Annotated in this window: 14 protein-coding genes; 11 read left to right on the forward strand and 3 right to left on the reverse strand. The window is 71.2% G+C overall.

Annotation, left to right across the window (positions count from 1 at the left end; genetic code table 11):
• Positions 1-313: 313 nt before the first annotated feature.
• Positions 314-1,180 (reverse strand): branched-chain amino acid aminotransferase, encoded by an 867-nt coding sequence (locus tag ACTIE5_RS16820; RefSeq protein WP_439550858.1) that lies wholly within the window; start codon positions 1,178-1,180, stop codon positions 314-316.
• A 120-nt stretch (positions 1,181-1,300) separates the two neighbouring features.
• On the opposite strand from ACTIE5_RS16820, the gene ACTIE5_RS16825 reads away from it, so the two are divergent.
• The 3 genes from ACTIE5_RS16825 to ACTIE5_RS16835 all read left to right on the forward strand — a co-directional run bounded on the left by ACTIE5_RS16825 (position 1,301) and on the right by ACTIE5_RS16835 (position 3,478).
• Entirely contained in the window at positions 1,301-1,585 is a 285-nt protein-coding gene (locus ACTIE5_RS16825) for a UxaA family hydrolase (protein WP_439550859.1), read from the forward strand.
• Between the two features lie 13 nt (positions 1,586-1,598).
• The gene (locus ACTIE5_RS16830; RefSeq protein ID WP_439550860.1) at positions 1,599-2,774 is read left to right on the forward strand and encodes a UxaA family hydrolase; all 1,176 of its coding nucleotides are present in this window, start codon (positions 1,599-1,601) and stop codon (positions 2,772-2,774) included.
• A 122-nt stretch (positions 2,775-2,896) separates the two neighbouring features.
• Positions 2,897-3,478 carry an HD domain-containing protein gene (locus ACTIE5_RS16835; RefSeq protein ID WP_439550861.1) on the forward strand — a complete coding sequence of 194 codons (582 nt, stop codon included), beginning with the start codon at positions 2,897-2,899 and terminating at the stop codon, positions 3,476-3,478.
• On the opposite strand, the gene ACTIE5_RS16840 is transcribed toward ACTIE5_RS16835, so the two are convergent.
• The gene (locus ACTIE5_RS16840; RefSeq protein WP_439550862.1) at positions 3,475-5,334 is read right to left on the reverse strand and encodes an AI-2E family transporter; all 1,860 of its coding nucleotides are present in this window, start codon (positions 5,332-5,334) and stop codon (positions 3,475-3,477) included. The two genes, ACTIE5_RS16835 and ACTIE5_RS16840, sit on opposite strands and share 4 nt — an antisense overlap.
• Positions 5,335-5,491: 157 nt before the next feature.
• Between ACTIE5_RS16840 and ACTIE5_RS16845 the strand changes: the two genes are divergently transcribed.
• The 5 genes from ACTIE5_RS16845 (at position 5,492) to ACTIE5_RS16865 (ending at position 10,640) form a co-directional block, all read left to right on the forward strand.
• A complete protein-coding gene (locus ACTIE5_RS16845) occupies positions 5,492-6,424 on the forward strand; it encodes a hypothetical protein (protein ID WP_439550863.1) in 933 nt (310 codons plus the stop codon).
• 82 nt (positions 6,425-6,506) lie between these two features.
• Positions 6,507-7,499, forward strand: coding sequence for a Bug family tripartite tricarboxylate transporter substrate binding protein (locus ACTIE5_RS16850; protein ID WP_439550864.1), 993 nt, complete (start codon positions 6,507-6,509; stop codon positions 7,497-7,499).
• A gap of 20 nt (positions 7,500-7,519) precedes the next feature.
• Complete coding sequence (locus ACTIE5_RS16855; RefSeq protein WP_439550865.1) at positions 7,520-8,548, forward strand: Ldh family oxidoreductase; 1,029 nt, start codon at positions 7,520-7,522, stop codon at positions 8,546-8,548.
• 17 nt (positions 8,549-8,565) lie between these two features.
• Positions 8,566-9,732, forward strand: coding sequence for a 2OG-Fe(II) oxygenase (locus tag ACTIE5_RS16860; protein WP_439550866.1), 1,167 nt, complete (start codon positions 8,566-8,568; stop codon positions 9,730-9,732).
• A complete protein-coding gene (locus ACTIE5_RS16865) occupies positions 9,729-10,640 on the forward strand; it encodes a TrmH family RNA methyltransferase (RefSeq protein WP_439550867.1) in 912 nt (303 codons plus the stop codon). Before ACTIE5_RS16860 ends, ACTIE5_RS16865 begins: the two co-directional genes overlap by 4 nt.
• 2 nt (positions 10,641-10,642) lie before the next feature.
• Here the strand turns inward: ACTIE5_RS16865 and ACTIE5_RS16870 are convergent, their stop codons facing one another.
• Positions 10,643-11,941 (reverse strand): hypothetical protein, encoded by a 1,299-nt coding sequence (locus ACTIE5_RS16870; RefSeq protein ID WP_439550868.1) that lies wholly within the window; start codon positions 11,939-11,941, stop codon positions 10,643-10,645.
• A 164-nt stretch (positions 11,942-12,105) separates the two neighbouring features.
• Between ACTIE5_RS16870 and ACTIE5_RS16875 the strand changes: the two genes are divergently transcribed.
• The 3 genes from ACTIE5_RS16875 to ACTIE5_RS16885 all read left to right on the forward strand — a co-directional run bounded on the left by ACTIE5_RS16875 (position 12,106) and on the right by ACTIE5_RS16885 (position 15,745).
• Positions 12,106-13,095, forward strand: coding sequence for a Bug family tripartite tricarboxylate transporter substrate binding protein (locus tag ACTIE5_RS16875; RefSeq protein ID WP_439550869.1), 990 nt, complete (start codon positions 12,106-12,108; stop codon positions 13,093-13,095).
• Between the two features lie 242 nt (positions 13,096-13,337).
• Positions 13,338-14,630 (forward strand): flavin monoamine oxidase family protein, encoded by a 1,293-nt coding sequence (locus tag ACTIE5_RS16880; protein ID WP_439550870.1) that lies wholly within the window; start codon positions 13,338-13,340, stop codon positions 14,628-14,630.
• A complete protein-coding gene (locus tag ACTIE5_RS16885; protein WP_439550871.1) occupies positions 14,630-15,745 on the forward strand; it encodes an ABC transporter permease in 1,116 nt (371 codons plus the stop codon). The genes ACTIE5_RS16880 and ACTIE5_RS16885 overlap by 1 nt, the downstream gene beginning before the upstream one ends.
• The last annotated feature ends 77 nt before the right edge of the window (positions 15,746-15,822 follow it).

Genomic DNA, 15,822 nt, shown 5'->3' on the forward strand with positions numbered 1-15,822 from the left:
GTGCGCCCAAGAGGGTGGCGCGCGGGGTTGGGTGGGGATGCCTCGGGCCTGGCGGGGCCAGGCCGGCATCCCCTGCCGTAGATCGGGGACGCCCGTAACTGTGATCTTAACGCGGCGGGGAAGCGTTCACCGTCGCGTTACCCGGATCGGTGTCATACCAACGGCACGACGGAATGACCTGCGGCCGGCGAAGCCGGCCGAGGCCGCGAATGCGGCCCGCCGCTTATGCGGCGAGCCAAGCGGCCGGAGGCCGCGCCCGGCGCATGAGGGCAGGAAAAACATGCCAACGAGTCGCTGCAAGCGGCCGTTGGTGTCAGCCGACCTTGGGCAGCACGCGCCAGTGCTGCGCCGCCCAGTCGAAGTAGAGTGTCCTCGCCTTCTGCGCGAGCGGCCCCGGCTGCATGTCCCGCCCTTCGTAATTGGTGCAGGGCAGCACCTTGCCGTAGTTGCCGGTGGAGAAGATCTCGTCCGCCTGCAGCAGTTCCTCCGGCTTCACGGCGCGTTCCTCCACCACCACGCCGGCTTCGCGCAGCAGGGTGATGACGCGGTCGCGGGTGATGCCGGCCAGGAAGGTGCCGTTCGCCACGGGGGTGATGACGCGGCCATCCTTGGCCAGCATCAGGTTGGCGCTGGCGAATTCGGCGACATTGCCGATGGGGTCGCAGACCACCGCGTTCTCGAACCCCTTCTGCTGCGCGAACAGCGCGGCGCGGGACCCGTTGGGATACAGCGCCGCGGCCTTGGCATCGGTCGGCGCCTGGTCCGGCGCCGGGCGGCGCTGCGGCGCCAGGCAGGCGGAGAAGCCCTTGTAGGGCGGCAGCGGGCTGTCATAGATCGCCAGGACGAAATCCGTGCTGTCGGGGTCCGGCCGCGCGGCGCCGAGGCCCTTGCGGACGAAGAACATGGGACGGATGTAAAGCTCCGCCTCCGGCCCCATCCGGCGGATGCCTTCCCGGCACAATTCCTCGATCTGTTCCGCCGTCAGGGTCGGCTTCATCAGCATGTTGGTCGCGGATCGGACGGCGCGGGCGCAATGCCGGTCGAGGTCCGGCGCCACGCCGCCGAAGGACCGCCCGCCATCGAAGATCACGGAGCCCAGCCAGAAGGCGTGGTCCATCGGGCCGAGGATCTTCGGCTCCTCCTCGAACCAGGTGCCGCCGTACCAGTATACGCCCGCCATGGCGTCCGATCCCTTGTGAAGGTGTTTCCCGCACCGATGCATGGCACATGCAGGGGGGGTGGTTGAAGGGGGCGGGGGACCCGCCTAGGCTCCCCCCGGTATGAATCTGGGGGGAAAGCGATGACGATACATTTCGTCGTCCATGACGAAGGTGACAGCGTGGGCGTCGTGGTCGTGGAAGGCCTGACGGCCGGCACGCCGCTGACCGGCTGGATCATGGACCAGGACAAGATGATCGAGTTCCAGGCCAGGAACGACATCCCCATCGGCCACAAGCTGGCGATCCGGTCGATCGCCAAGGGCGACACCATCATGAAGTACGGCATCGATATCGGCCGTGCGGTGGCCGATATCGGCGCGGGCGAACACGCCCATGTCCACAACGTCAAGACCAAGCGCTGGTAAGGGGGACGGCATCATGGGCATCGACCTGAAGGGCGCCTCCTTCGAAGGCTGGCGGCGCGAGAATGGCCGCATGGGCGTGCGCAACCACGTCCTCCTCCTCCCCGTGGACGATCTGTCCAACGCGGCGTGCGAGGCTGTGGCGAACAACATCAAGGGCTGCATGGCGATCCCGCACGCCTATGGGCGGCTGCAGTTCGGCTATGACCTCGAACTCCATTTCCGCACGCTGATCGGCACGGGGTCGAACCCCAATGTCGCGGCCGTGGTCGTGATCGGGATCGAGCCGGGCTGGGCCGGCAAGATCGCGGAAGGCATCGCCGCCACCGGCAAGCCTGTCGAGTTCTTCGGCATCGAGCAGCATGGCGACATCAACACCATCGCCCGCGCGTCGCGCGCCGCCTACCGCATGGTGAAGCACGCCTCGAAGCTGAAGAAGACCAAGGCCCCCGTGGTGGACCTCTGGGTCTCCACGAAGTGCGGGGAAAGCGACACGACCTCCGGCCTCGCCTCCTGCCCCACCAACGGCAATGCCTTCGACAAGCTGTGGGAGAACGGCAATACGCTGGTCTTCGGCGAAACCACGGAGCTGACGGGTGGCGAACACCTGGTCGCCGCGCGCTGCCGCACGCCGGAGATCCGCACGCAGTTCCAGGCGATGTTCGACCGCTACCAGGCGATCGTCGAGAAGAACAAGACGAGCGATCTTTCCGACAGCCAGCCCACCAAGGGCAACATCGAGGGTGGCCTGACCACCATCGAGGAGAAGGCCCTCGGCAACATCCAGAAGATCGGCAAGAAGTGCCTGGTCGATGGCGTGCTGGACAAGGCGGAGGCGCCGACGGGCAGTGGCCTCTGGTTCATGGACAGCAGCTCCGCGGCGGCGGAGATGGTGACGCTCTGCGCCGCCTCCGGCTACGCGGTGCATTTCTTCCCGACGGGCCAGGGCAACGTGATCGGCAACCCGATCGTCCCCGTCATCAAGATCACCGCCAACCCGCGCACCCAGCGCACCATGTCCGAACACATCGACGTGGATGTGACGGGCCTGCTGCAGAAGCGGATGAACATGGACGATGCCGGTGAGGCGCTGCTGGACTGCATGCTGCGCACCGCCGATGGCGAACTCACGGCCGCCGAGATCCTCGGCCACCGCGAATTCAGCCTGACCCGCATCTACGAAAGCGCCTGAGTCCCCTGGCTGGCCGCTAGTGACGACGGTCCAGGGTCGTCTCGACCCTGGCGGATGGGGTCTGGGGAAGGCAGCGCCTTCCCCAGTGTCCCCCCATCGCCTCACCGCGCTATACCGGCGCCATGACCCCCGCCATCCTCGCCGATCTCCGGCACCGCCATGCGGAGCCGCACCGCGCCTGGCATGACTGGAACCGCGTGGCCGGCATCCTCGCCATGGCGGAGGACATCGCCGCCGCCATCGCCGACAGGCCCGCCTTCATCATCGCCACCATGTTCCACAGCGCCGTCTTCGACCGCGCCGTGCCGGGCCAGGCGGAAGCCTCCATCGCGCTCATGCGCCGCCACCTCACGCCCCTCATGCCGCCGCATATGCTCGATCGGGCGGAGGCGCTGATCCACGCCGTCACGCGCCAGGAACTGCCGGAGACCGACGATCCCTCGCTGCGTGGCGATGCCTGCCTGCTGCTCGACATGGACCACGCGATCCTCGGCGAGCCGCCTGCCCGATACGATGCGTATGAAGCGGCGATCCGCCGTGAATTCGCGCATCTGCCGGATGACCGCTTCGAGTTCGGCCGCATCGCCGCGCTGCGCATGCTGCTGTGGCGGGATCGCATCTACCGCACGGACCGCTTCTACCTGGACCGGGAGAAGCGGGCGCGCCGCAACATCGAGGCAACGCTGCGCCGGCTGGAGGGCTAGCCGAGCCGCATCGCCGCCCTCACCGCGGCAGCGATGCCGGGTTCCACCGCCACCGCTTCCTCCGCCCGCAGCGCGGCGGGCAGCCTTGCCTCCGGCCCCGCGCAGGCGATCATCGCGCAGATCTGCGCCCCCGGCATGCGCCGCCGCAGCCGCCGCAGCAGATAGCGCGCGGCGGCGGAGGAGGAGCCGCCCTCCAACGCGCAGAGCCAGGCCTGGCGCACCTGGCCCAGGTCGAAGCCCGTAACGTCGCCGCGCAGCAATTCGGGCGGCGCCACCACCGCGCCGATGCCGCGCTTGCGCAGCACCTGCGCCAGCATCATCGCCGCCGCATCGTCGAAGGGGCCGCGCCCGGGCAGGCAGACCACGCTGCCTGGCAGCGCCAGGCCAGGGGGCGTCGTCGTTTCGGGCGTCCGCGTTTCTTCCGGGCGCGCCTGGCCTTCCTGCAACTCCGCCACCGGGCGTTCCGGCCTCTCCTCCTCCTCCTCCTCCAGGTCTTCCAGCAGCGCGGCGACGCGGGCATGCACGGCCTGGACGCGTTCCTCCGCCACGCCGCCGCGCAGCGCATCGCCCTGCGCCAGCGCCAGCGCGGGCAGCGCCACGGCGTCGTAGTAGCCGGACAGCGCGCCATCCCGGAGAATCGTCTCCGCCTGTTCCTCCAGCCCGTCGGCGTCGCCCATCAGGGCGCGCTGGTAGAAGGTCTCGGGCGGGTCCAGCGGGGGCCTGTCCCCCAGCGCCACCTCCAGGAATTCCAGCCGGTCCACATGCTTGCCCAGCACCACCAGGCAGACCGTCAGCGGCACCGCGACCAGCAGGCCGACGGGGCCCCAGAGCCAGGTCCAGAAGGTGGCGGCGGCGATGATGGCGATGGGCGACAGCCCCGTGGAATGGCCGAAGACCATCGGCTCCACCACCTGCCCCATCGCGCCTTCGCCGATCGCGAACAGGACCAGCACCATGATGGGCATGGTCCAGCCGGGATCGGTGGCGAGTGCGAGCAGCAGCGGGAAGGCGACGGCGACGAAGGTGCCGACGAAGGGCACGAAGCGCATCAGCCCCGTCAGGATGCCCCACAGGATCGGCTGCGGCACGCCGATCGCGAACAGCGCCATGCCCATGAAGGCGCCGAAGGCCGCGTTCAGCGCCGTCTGCGCCAGGAAGAAGCGCGAAAGCCGGTAGGCCGCGTCATCCATCGCGGCCACCGTGCGATGCAGGTCCCGCGCGCCCACCAGGCGGATCACGCGGTCGCGCAGATCCTCCCGGTACAGCAGCACGAAGATGACCAGCACGATGACGATGCCGGCGGTGGCGAGCGGCGTGACCAGTGGCGCCAGCACGTTCTGCAGCGTCTCCAGCGCCGCCGGGTCGGGCTGGCGGATCTCCACCGGGATGGGCTGCACCGCATCGGCGTTCAGCCCGCGCGGTACCACCTGCCTCGGTTCCCGTGCCACGCCGTTCGACAGGCCGCGCAGCATCTCCTGCGCACGCTCCACAAGCCCGCCGCTGGCATTGATGGAGGCCAGCTTGCGCGTCACCTCCGCCTGGTAGGCCGGCAGTTGCGCCGCCAGTTCGGCCAGCTGCCGCCCCATCACCAGGCCGAGCGACGCCAGCACCATCACCGCCGCCAGCACGGACAGGATCACCCCCGCCACGCGCGGCATGCCCCAGCGCCGCAGCGCGCGCGCGATCGGCGCCAGGATGAAGGACAGCAGGATGGAAAGCGCGAGGGGCACCAGCAGATCCCGCGCGAAATAGAGCACGGCGATGATGACAAGCGCCGCCTGCGCGACCGTCGCGCCATCCTGCGGCACGCCGGCCGCGGGGATGCGGCGGCGGGAGGAAGCTGGGAACTCTGGCATCGGGTCTGGGTGGTCCTCGGCGCGGCCTGCCCGTCCGGAACGCGCGCGCACCGGTCGGGTTCTCCGGCCCCGTGCGGATCGGCTATAGGCGCGGTGCGGGCCGCGCTGGGGCGGCCAGGCAGCCAGGGGGACCGCGGTGCCGGACAGCCTGCCCGACATGCATGCCCCCCCGATCGCCGGGGAAGCCCTGCGGGAAGGCCAGCACCCCGGCGACTGGATCGCGGGCCGCGGCTATGCCGCCGGCGCGCCGCTGCCCTGGTGGGTCAAGCTCGGCGTGAAGCTGGTGGTGGGCAGCCTGCCCGTGCCGCCGCGTGCCTGGCGCGCCATGGGGCTGCGCCGCCATTCCTTCCGCGCCCTGCACCCGGACCGGCTGGTGGAGCCCGTCGCCACCCGCGCCGGCCGCTTCGCCACCCTGGCCGGCCGGCCGGCGCGGACGATGCTGGAAATCGGCCCGGGCGCCATGGTGCTGCGCGCGCCCATCGCCGCCGCGCTCGGCCTTGGCCCCATCTGGTACCTGGATGTGGAGGATGACGCACCGCGCGACCTCGCCCCCTATCGCCAGGCCGCCGAAGCCGCGCGCTTGGCGGGGCTGTGCCCGCCCGACCTCTCCGGCTGCGCCACCGCCGCTGATGTGCTGGCCGCCTGCGGCGCGCGCGCGCTGATCGGCGGGCCGGAGCAACTGGACGCCATCGCCCCCGGCTCCGTGGACCTGACGGTGTCGGAGGTGGTGCTGGAACATGTGCGGCGAGATGCGATGGTGCCGCTGCTGCGCGCGCTGCGCCGCGTGACCGCGCCCGACGGGCTGGCGATGCATGTCGTGGATTTCCACGACCATCTCGGCGGCCGCCTGCGCCATTTGTCCTTTCCCGATGGTTTCTGGGAAGGCCCGGCGGTCGCGCGGTCCGGCCTCTACTGCAACCGGCTCGGCCTGTCGCAGATCCTCGGTGCCTTCGGGCAGGCCGGCTTCGCCACCACCGTCACCGGCCGTGGCCTCTGGCCCCAGCCGCCCGCCCGCGCCCCCGCCCGGCTGGGCCGCGCGCCCATGGATGACCGGATCTGCCACGCCGCGATCGAGGCGCGTCCCGCCTGAGGTAAAGCCCCCCATCCTTATGCTGGACGCCACGCCCGCGAAGGGGCCAGAGTTTCCCCAATAGAAAACCAGGGGAGGCTTCATGCACCGCCACAGGCTCGGCCGCCGCGAGGCCCTCGGCTTGGCTACAACCCTGGCCCTGCCGGGCCTGGTGCGCGCGCAGGGGGCGGCAGCCTTCCCGGACCGTAACCCCCGCTACATCGTGCCCTTCCCGCCCGGCGGCCTCACCGACATCATGGCCCGCTTCCTGGGGCAGAAGCTGTCGGAGGCCTGGGGCAAGGCCGTCCTGATCGACAACCGCGCCGGCGGCAACGCGCTGATCGGCGCCGACATCGCCGCCAAGGCGCCGCCCGATGGCCACACGCTGCTCGCCATCACCCTGACCCACGCCGTCAACGCCACCATGTTCCCCAACGCGCCCTACGACTTCCGGCGCGACTTTCACGTCATCTCCCTGCTCGGCTCGCTGCCCCTCGTCGTGGTGGTGAATGCCGAGAAATCGCCGGCCCGCGACCTGGCCGGCCTGGTCGCCCAGATGCGCACCACGCCGATGAGCGGGGGTTCTTCCGGCAACGGCTCTCCCCCGCATCTCGGCCTGGAATTGCTGCGCCGCGTGACGAATGCCGGGGACCGGCTGACGCACGTGCCCTATCGCGGCGGCGCGCCCTCCGTCACCGACCTCGCCGGCGGCACGCTGGATGTCATGGTCTCCAATCTGCCCGAGTGCCTCGCGCAGATCCGGGGCGGGCGTCTCCGCGCGCTCGCCATCACCAGCGCGGAGCGCCACAAGCTGGTGCCGGAGGTGCCGACGGTGCGCGAACTCGGCATGCCGAACCTCGAGATCACGAATTGGACCGCGGTGCTGACCCAGGCCGCCGTGCCCGCCCCCCTCAAGACCCGGCTGGAGCATGACATCCTGGCCGCGATGCGCGACCCCGACATGGTCCGGCGGGCGGAGGAAGCGGGCTTCCAGGTGCTGGGCTGGGACAGCAACCGGTCCACCCGTTTCGTGGCGCAGGAGACGGATCGCTGGGCCAGTCTTGTGACGGAGGCGCAGATCAGGCCCGATGCCTGAAACCGCGTGAAGATCCGCCCATGCCCCGCCTGAGCCTCGACGATGCCCGCACCCTGGCGGAGGCCGCGCTGACCCGCGCCGGCGCCAACCCCGCCATGGCCCGCGCCACCGCCGCCGCGCTGGTGGCCGGTGAGGCCGAGGGCCAGGCCGGCCATGGCCTGTCCCGCGTGCCGCAATACGCCGCCTTCCTGGCCAATGGCCGGGCGGATGGCGCGGCGGTGCCCGCGGTGGTGGCGGAACGCGGCGGCGCCGTGCTGATCGATGCGCGCCACGGCCTGGCCTATCCCGCCGTCGCGCTGGCGGTGGAACAGGCGGCTTCGCGGGCGAAGACCCATGGCATCGCCTTCGCCGGCATCACCAACAGCCACCATGCCGGCGCCATGGGCCTGCCCGTGGCCGCGCTGGCCCGGCAGGGGCTGGTGGCGCTGGCCTTCACCAATTCCCCGGCCGCCATGCCCGTGCCCGGCGGCCGCCGCCCGCTGATGGGCACCAACCCCGTCGCCGCCGCCTTCCCCCGGCGGGACGCCGCGCCGCTGGTCATCGACATGGCACTGTCGGAAGTGGCGCGCGGCAAGATCATGGTCGCGGCCAAGGCCGGAAAACCCATCCCCCTCGGCTGGGCGCTGGATTCGGATGGCAACCCGACCACCGACGCCCAGGCCGCGCTCGGCGGCGCCATGCTCGCCATGGGCGGCACCAAGGGCGCGCTGCTGGCGCTGGTCGTCGAACTCCTCTGCTGCGCCCTGACCGGCAGCGCCTTCGGGTTCGAGGCCGATGGCTTCTTCCAGGATGAGGGCAACCGCCCCCGCCTCGGCCAGTCCCTGATCGCCATCGACCCCGGCGCGTTGGCAGGGGAGGGCGCCTTCCTCGACCGCGTCGAATTCCTGCTGGCCGCCATGCAGGCGGACCCCGGCGTCCGCCTGCCCGGCAGCCGCCGCAACGCCCTGGCCGCCCGCGCGGGGGATGAGGGGCTGGAGGTTCCGGCCCCGCTGCTGGCCACGCTGCAAGGCCTTGCGGGCCAGACGACGGATGCGGCATCCGTCGCCTGACGAAACGAGGACGCGCCATGCCGATCCCCGCCTACACGCCCCCCGCCTATACACCGGGCGAGCCCATCCCCGCCTTCCACAGCCGGTCCAGCACCAACCCCCGCTACGCCTTCGACACCACGGCGGGCCGCTGGCTGATGGTGCTGATCCCGGGATCGATGGGCCAGCCCGGCTTGGCCGACCGCCTGGCCGCCATGGTCGCCCCCCATGTCGCCATGCTCGACGCCATCCGCGCCTACATGCTGGTGATCGGCACGGATCCGGAGGATGAGCGCCTCGGCCGGCTGAAGGACGGCACCGGCCGCCGCGTGCTGTGGGATGATGACGGCGCCGCCCGCCGCGCCTTCCGCGCGCAGGAGCCGGACGGCACGCTGCGCCCAGGCTGGGTGCTGCTGGACCCCATGCTCCGCGTCTTCGCCATCTGGCCGCTGGACAAGGGGGCGGAGGCGATGGCGACGCTGGCCGCCCTGCCGGACCCCGCCGACCATGCCGGCGTGCCCCTGCATGCCCCCGTCCTGATCGTGCCCCGCCTGTTCGAACCCGCCTTCTGCCGCCGCCTGATCGACCTCTATGAGACCCAGGGCGGGGGGGAGAGCGGCTTCATGCGGGATCAGGGCGGCAAGACCATCGGCGTGATGGACCCCGGCCACAAGCGCCGCAAGGACGCGATCATCGAGGATGAGGCCCTGAAAGCCGCCATCCGCGCGCGGCTCACCGCCCGCCTGGTGCCGGAGATCCAGCGCGCCTTCCAGTACAGGGTCACGCGCCTCGAACGCTATATCGTCGCCTGCTACGACAGCGCCGATCAGGGCTTCTTCCGCGCCCACCGCGACAACACCACCAAGGCCACCGCCCATCGCCGCTTCGCCGTCACCATCAACCTGAACACCGGGGATTATGAGGGTGGCGAACTCTGCTTCCCCGAATTCGGCCCCCGCACCTATGTCGCCCCGGCGGGCGGGGCTGTGGTGTTTTCCTGCTCCCTGCTGCATGAGGCCCGGCCGGTGACGGCCGGGCGGCGATACGCCTTCCTGCCTTTCCTGTATGATGACGAGGCCGCGGCGATCCGCGAGGAGGGTGCAAGATTCCTGGTGACCAACGACGCGGCCCCCCCGGGTCTCCCCCCGCCGGAGGCGGGCGAGGCCCATCTGGCGGCGGCCGAGGCTCCTTCTCCGGTGGCGTGAAGGGCAATTTCGAGCGTGATGAGCGCGGCCCGGCCGGCTGGGCGGAGCGCCGCCTGCCGCCGGAGGGCAGCCATGCCAGCGGCCGCGGCTACGGCCCCGCCGGCCCGGCCGGCGGGCTGACGCCCCGCCCCCGCCCCAACCCCGGCGGCCCGCCGGAGGGTGGCTGGCGCGACAGCGACCTCGACCGCCTCTGCGGCCCCGCCGCCGTCACCGCCGCCTTCGCCGTGCGCCCCGATGCCGTGCTGCGGCTGTTCTATACGGAGACGCGGAAGCGGGAGGCCGGGCCGGTCTGCGCCATCATGGCGAAGAACCGCCGCCCCTACCGCGAAGTGACGCCGGAGGAGATGATCCGCGTCGCCGGCACGGAGCATCATGGCGGCATCTGCGCCATCGCCGTGCCGAGGGAGGTGCCCGAACTCGGCGTCGGACCCTTCCCCAAGGGGCTGCTGGCGGCGCCCGTGCTGCCGCTGCTGGACGGCATCGGCAACCCCCACAACCTCGGCGCCATCGCCCGTTCCGCCGCCTTCTTCGGCTGCGCCGGCCTGCTGCTGTCGGGCGATCCGCGCCAGGCGGGCCTGTCGGATGCTGCCTTCCGCACGGCGGAGGGGGGGCTGGAGTATCTCCAGCTGATGAAGCTGGCGAACCCCGCCATCGCGCTGCGGGCGCTGGCGCCCAAATTCACGACGGTGGCCGCGGTGGCTGCCGGCGGCGTGGCCCCATCCGAACTTCCCCGCAACAAGCCGTTCGTGCTGGTGCTGGGCAATGAGGAACGAGGCCTGCCGGGCCTGACCATCGCCGCCTGCACCCACCGCGTGACCCTGCCGGGCAGCGGGCATGTGCAGAGCCTGAACGTCTCGGTCGCGGCGGCGGTGCTGATCCATGCGATGGGGATGAGGGGGAGCAGTTAGCGTCAGCGCGCCTGCGTTGCTGGAGGAGCCACCAAGGGCATTGGGCGCACCCCCGGCGCCGGTGCACGTTGTGCGGCGGTGCGCCGCGCTTCGGCGTCAATCCGGTCTATCTGATGGGCATTTTCGTTTGTCGTGATGAGGTAGCGCCAACAGTTGCGTACCGCGTCCGCCCGCGCATCGTCACGGGGCTGAGTGTTGCGCTGATTTGATGATGCGCTCGCCTGGTCAGCGCGGATGTCGCTGATTTCACCGGCGATCACGTCGTGGCAAAGCTCGATCGTTGTCTGCTGGCCGCGGACCGCGGTTTCAACGATGGCGCGCACCGCGTCCGAGACGGCAACAGCCGCTTCCGCGCGCCCCGGCCTGTCCGGTACGGCCCCCGAGGGAACGGCGCCGCCGGAAGCGTTCGCAGACCCGGATTCGGCATTGGCAAGGGCCTCCTGCGCCCGCTGCTGCGCCACGCGCGCGGCATCGCGGATCGCCGTCGCCTGCTGCAGCCGCGCATCCATCCGCGCCTTTTCCTGCGCCGTCGTGTCGCGCGTCCGTTCCAGTGCGGCCTTGTTGGTTGAGCCGGCCTGCTCTGCCTGGGCGACGGCGGCGGCGGCCTGGTCAGCCGCCGCGGCGGCCCCGGCCTGATCCTCGGCCGCCTTCGTGACGGCCTCCTCGGCCCGCTGCGTCGCCACCCTCGCCGCGTCCAGATTGCGCTGCGCGGCGATCACTGCCCGGTCTGTCGTGGCACTGGCCGCCGTCGTCAGCGCGACATTCTGCACCTGCACGGCGCCGGTCAGTTGCTCGATCGCCAGCAGCGCGACCATTGTGTTCTGGAAGCGGCGCAACTGCCGGTGGACCTCGAAGCCGCTGATGGCGCGGTTCGCATACGCCTCGCAGATGCGATAGAGCAACTCCGCCTGCGCCTGGGTCAATTGCGTACGCAAGGCGATGCTTGCAGCGGACTCGGCCAAGGCCGCCGCGATGGTCCCCGTTGCGCGCGGCAATTCCAGCCCGCCGCTGAGGCTGCCACTCTGCGCGGAGAAGGTGTCCGGGCTCTTTTCCGCGCAGATCGTCGCATAGGCCTCGCGGACCGGTTGGTTGTTCCGGTCCAGATGAAGATTGCCATCCGGCCGGGTCACGAATTCCCGACGGAGGATGGTATTGATCGCACGCTGTTCCGTATCGATCAGTGTCGTCCTGGCCACTGTGCCGTCACGCCCGGCCATGTCTTCGGCGCGGTAGATCGAGTTGAGATTCGCGCAGCCTGACAGGAATGTCAGGGCAAGCGGAAGGATGGTCGCGCCACGCATCGATCTTGCTCCGCAATCACCGAAGCCTACCGATTAATTTTTCAATAAAGCAATGAAAATCCTCGGCGGCGGCGATGAGCTCCCCGTCGCGCCGCGTGACTTGCCCAGCCCGGCCGGATCGGCGCACCCTTTCCCCAATCACGCAGGGCAGGGGCACCACCATAATGAACAGGCGAACCATCCTTGGGGCCGCCGGCGCACTCCTCGCCGCCCCCGCCTTGGCGCAACCCGTGGCGGGCGGCCGCACCGTCCGCCTCATCGTGCCCTTCCCGCCGGGCGGCGCGGTGGACATCCTCGCCCGCCTCCTCGCCGAACGGCTCGCCCCGGCGCTCGGCCAGGCGGTGGTGGTGGACAACCGCGGCGGCGCGGGCGGGCTGCTCGGCGCCGATGCGGTGGCGAAGGGGGACCGGGACGGCACCGTGCTCGGCGTCATCAGCGTCACCACCCTCTGCGCCGTGCAGTACATGACGGCGCGCATGCCCTTCGACCCGGCGCGGGACCTCGCCCCCGTCAGCCAGATCACGGATGGCGCGCTGCTGTGTGTCGTCAACGCCGACACCGCCCGCCGCCATGGCTGGACCGACTTCCGCAAGCTGGTGGAATGGAGCCGCGCGCACCCCGAGCAGGTGAAGATGGGCTCCTCCGGCCCCGGCACGAACAGCCACCTGAACATCGAGGCGATCAACAACTTCGCCGGCGCCAAGATCCTGCACGTGCCCTATCGCGGCGGCGGCCCGGCCATCAATGACCTGCTGTCGGGCACCATCGACATGATGTTCGACGTCATGCCCGCCCTGATGCCGCATGTCGAAAGCGGCAAGTTCCTGGCCTTCGCCGTCAGCAGCAAGGCGCGGCTCGGCATCCTGCCGGATGTGCCGGGGATGGGCGATTTCGCCGATCTCGGCCTGGCGGAGCACAACCTGGTCAACTGGAACGCCATCATGACGGCGGGCGGCACCCCCGCCCCGGTGGTGGCGCGGCTGCACCAGGCCATCCAGGCGGTCGCCGCCGATGCCGCCTTCCGGGACCGGCTGCGCCCGCTGGGCTACGGCACCGTCACCAGCCCGACGCCGGCGGCGCTGACCGAATTGGTGGAGCGCGAACGCCCGCAATGGCGCCGCCTGGTGGAGATCAGCGGCGCCCGTCTGGACTGATACGGGACGCTGGCAATCCGGCTTGCGTTCCTGTTATGTTCATATCGTCACCGCCCGAGAACCGCCCGGCCACCCGGAAAGCACCGCGAAAACGGTGCTAAAGGTGCTAAAAAGGCTAAATCGGGTTAGAAACTCAACTGTCACGCACCGCTGGCCCGTTCCCGCCGATACGGGGGCCATGACGATCACGCCTGCGTCGCGGGGCGCTTGCCGGGCGGCCCCGGCCCCCACATGGACGGTGAATGCCCGATAGCCTCCCCGACCTCCTCGTCATCGGTGCCGGTGCCGCCGGCATCGCCGCCGCCCGCACCGCGATGGAGGCCGGCCGCGGCGTGCTGGTGCTGGAAGCCCGCGGCCGCCCCGGCGGGCGGGCACTGACGGATACCGCCAGGCTCGGCCTGCCCTATGACCTCGGCGCCACCTGGCTGCACCAGGCCGTGACCAACCCGCTGGTGCCGCTGGCCGAAGGCCTCGGCGTCACGCTGCATGATTCGGACGCGCTGCGGCGCGAACGCAGCCAGATCGGCGCCCGGCCCGTGACGCCGGCGGAGGATGCCGCCTACAGCGCCGCCTGGGCGGAGGCCGAGGCGCGGATCGCCGCCGCTGCCCCCGATGGCGCCCCCGATGGCGCCGCCAATGGCGCCCCGGATTGCAGCCTGGCCGAGGGCATGGGCGCCACCGGGCCCTGGGCGCCGACGATCGAGGGCTGGCAGGGCGACATCATCTCCGCCGCCCCGGCATCCCGCGTCAGCCTGCGGGATTTCCACGCCAACGCCCTGGATGGCGGCAACCGCCTGCCGGAAGGCGGCTTCGGCGCGCTGGTCGCCCGCCTGGCGGAAGGCCTGCCCATCCTGTTCGACGCCCCCGTCACGCGCCTGGCCTGGGGGGGGAGGGAGGCCGTGGCGGAAGGCCCCTTCGGCACCATCCGCGCCCGCGCCGTGGTCGTCACCATCCCGACCAGCCTGCTGGCCGGCGGTGCCATCCGCTTCGACCCGCCCTTGCCGGCGGAGACAATGCAGGCCGCGCATGACCTGCCGCTCGGCCAGGTGGTGAAACTCGGCTTCCGGGTGGAGGGGGAGGAACGCTTCGGCCTGCCGCCCTTCAGCTCCGTGGACCGCCAAATCGCGCCGGGGGAGCCGCTGGTGGCGATGAGCCTCTTTCCCTTCGGCCGCCCCGTCATCTCCTGCCATGTCGGCGGCGATGCGGCGCAGGTGCTGGAGGCCGAGGGCGATGCGGCGGTGGAGGCCTTCATGCGGGGGGAGATCGCCGCCCGCTTCGGCGCCGATGCCTGCAAGGTGCTGCGGGAGCGTCCCATCGTCTCGGAATGGGGACGGGACCGGTGGTCTCGCGGCGTGTACAGCTATGCGCGAATTGGCCGCGCCGACGCGCGCGCCACCCTGGCCAGGCCCCTCGCGGGCGGCCGGCTCTGCCTGGCGGGCGAGGCCACGGATGTGGGTATGGCCGGCACCGTCGGCGGCGCCTGGCGGTCCGGGGTGGGGGCGATGCGAAGCGCGATGGCGGCATTGGCGGGGTGATGGCGAAGCAGGCGCAGGCATTGACGGGGCTGGAGATGCGGGGGGATGGCACCGGCCGTGCCGCCCTGCTGTCCGGCCGCGTCGATACCGAAGCCGCCGCCCGGCTCTGGGAACCGCTGATGGCGGAGGCCCGAGGCAACCAGGGCCTGGTGCTCGACCTCTCGAAGGTGGAGGCGGTGGACACTACGGGTGCCACGCTGGTGCTGACCGCCGAAGCCGCCGCCGGCGCGCGGATCGAAGGCGCGAGCCCGCCGGTCCTGGCCGTGCTGGACCGCGTGCGCGCGGCGCTCGCCGCCCCGCGGCCGAAGCCCGTCGTCTACAGCTTCGCCCCCATCACCGGCATCGGCCGGCGGGTGGTGGCGGCGGGGCACAACGCCTTGGATGCCCTGGGCTTCGTCGGCGAATTGCTGGTGGTGCTGGCGGCGACCATCATCCGCCCGCATCGCCTGCGCTTCCGCGAATTGCTGCGCCATTTGGATGAGGCCGGCACGCGCGCCTTCGGCCTGGCGGTGCTGCTGGGCTCGCTTCTCGGCGTCATCCTGGCCTTCCAATCGGCCATCCCGCTGCGCCGCTTCGGGGCGGAGATCTTTGTGCCCAATTTGGTCGGCATCTCCCTGCTGCGCGAACTCGGCCCGCTGATGGCGGGCGTGGTACTGGCGGGGCGGACGGGGTCGGCCTACGCCGCCGAACTCGGCACCATGACGGTGAATGAGGAAGTGGCCGCGCTGCGCATCATGGGCATCGATCCCATGGCGCTGCTGGTGCTGCCCCGCGTGCTGGCGGGGATGCTGGTGATGCCGGTGCTGTCCCTGCTGCTGACGCTGGCGGGCCTCATCGGCATGACGCTGATCATGGGCATGCTGGGCTTCCCGCTGACCACGGTGACGCAGCAGCTGGCGGCGACGATCACGCTGGGGGACCTGCTGGGCGGGCTGTTCAAGGCGCTGTTCTTCGGCCTGGCCATCGCCGCCATCGGCTGTCGGGCAGGGCTCGGCGCCGGCCGCGGGCCGCGCGCAGTGGGCGATGCGGCGACGGCGGCGGTGGTGGGCGGCATCGTCGCCATCGTGCTGCTCGATGGTGGCTTCGCCGTGCTCTACGAGAGACTTGGGCTGTGACCGGCGACGCCCCCGCGCTGCTGCGCCGGCCCGGCGAGTCGCCGAAGCCCGAGGCCGCGAAGCCTGAAGCGCCCGCC

This window comes from Falsiroseomonas sp. (genome assembly GCF_051859025.1).
Classification (GTDB): domain Bacteria; phylum Pseudomonadota; class Alphaproteobacteria; order Acetobacterales; family Acetobacteraceae; genus Falsiroseomonas.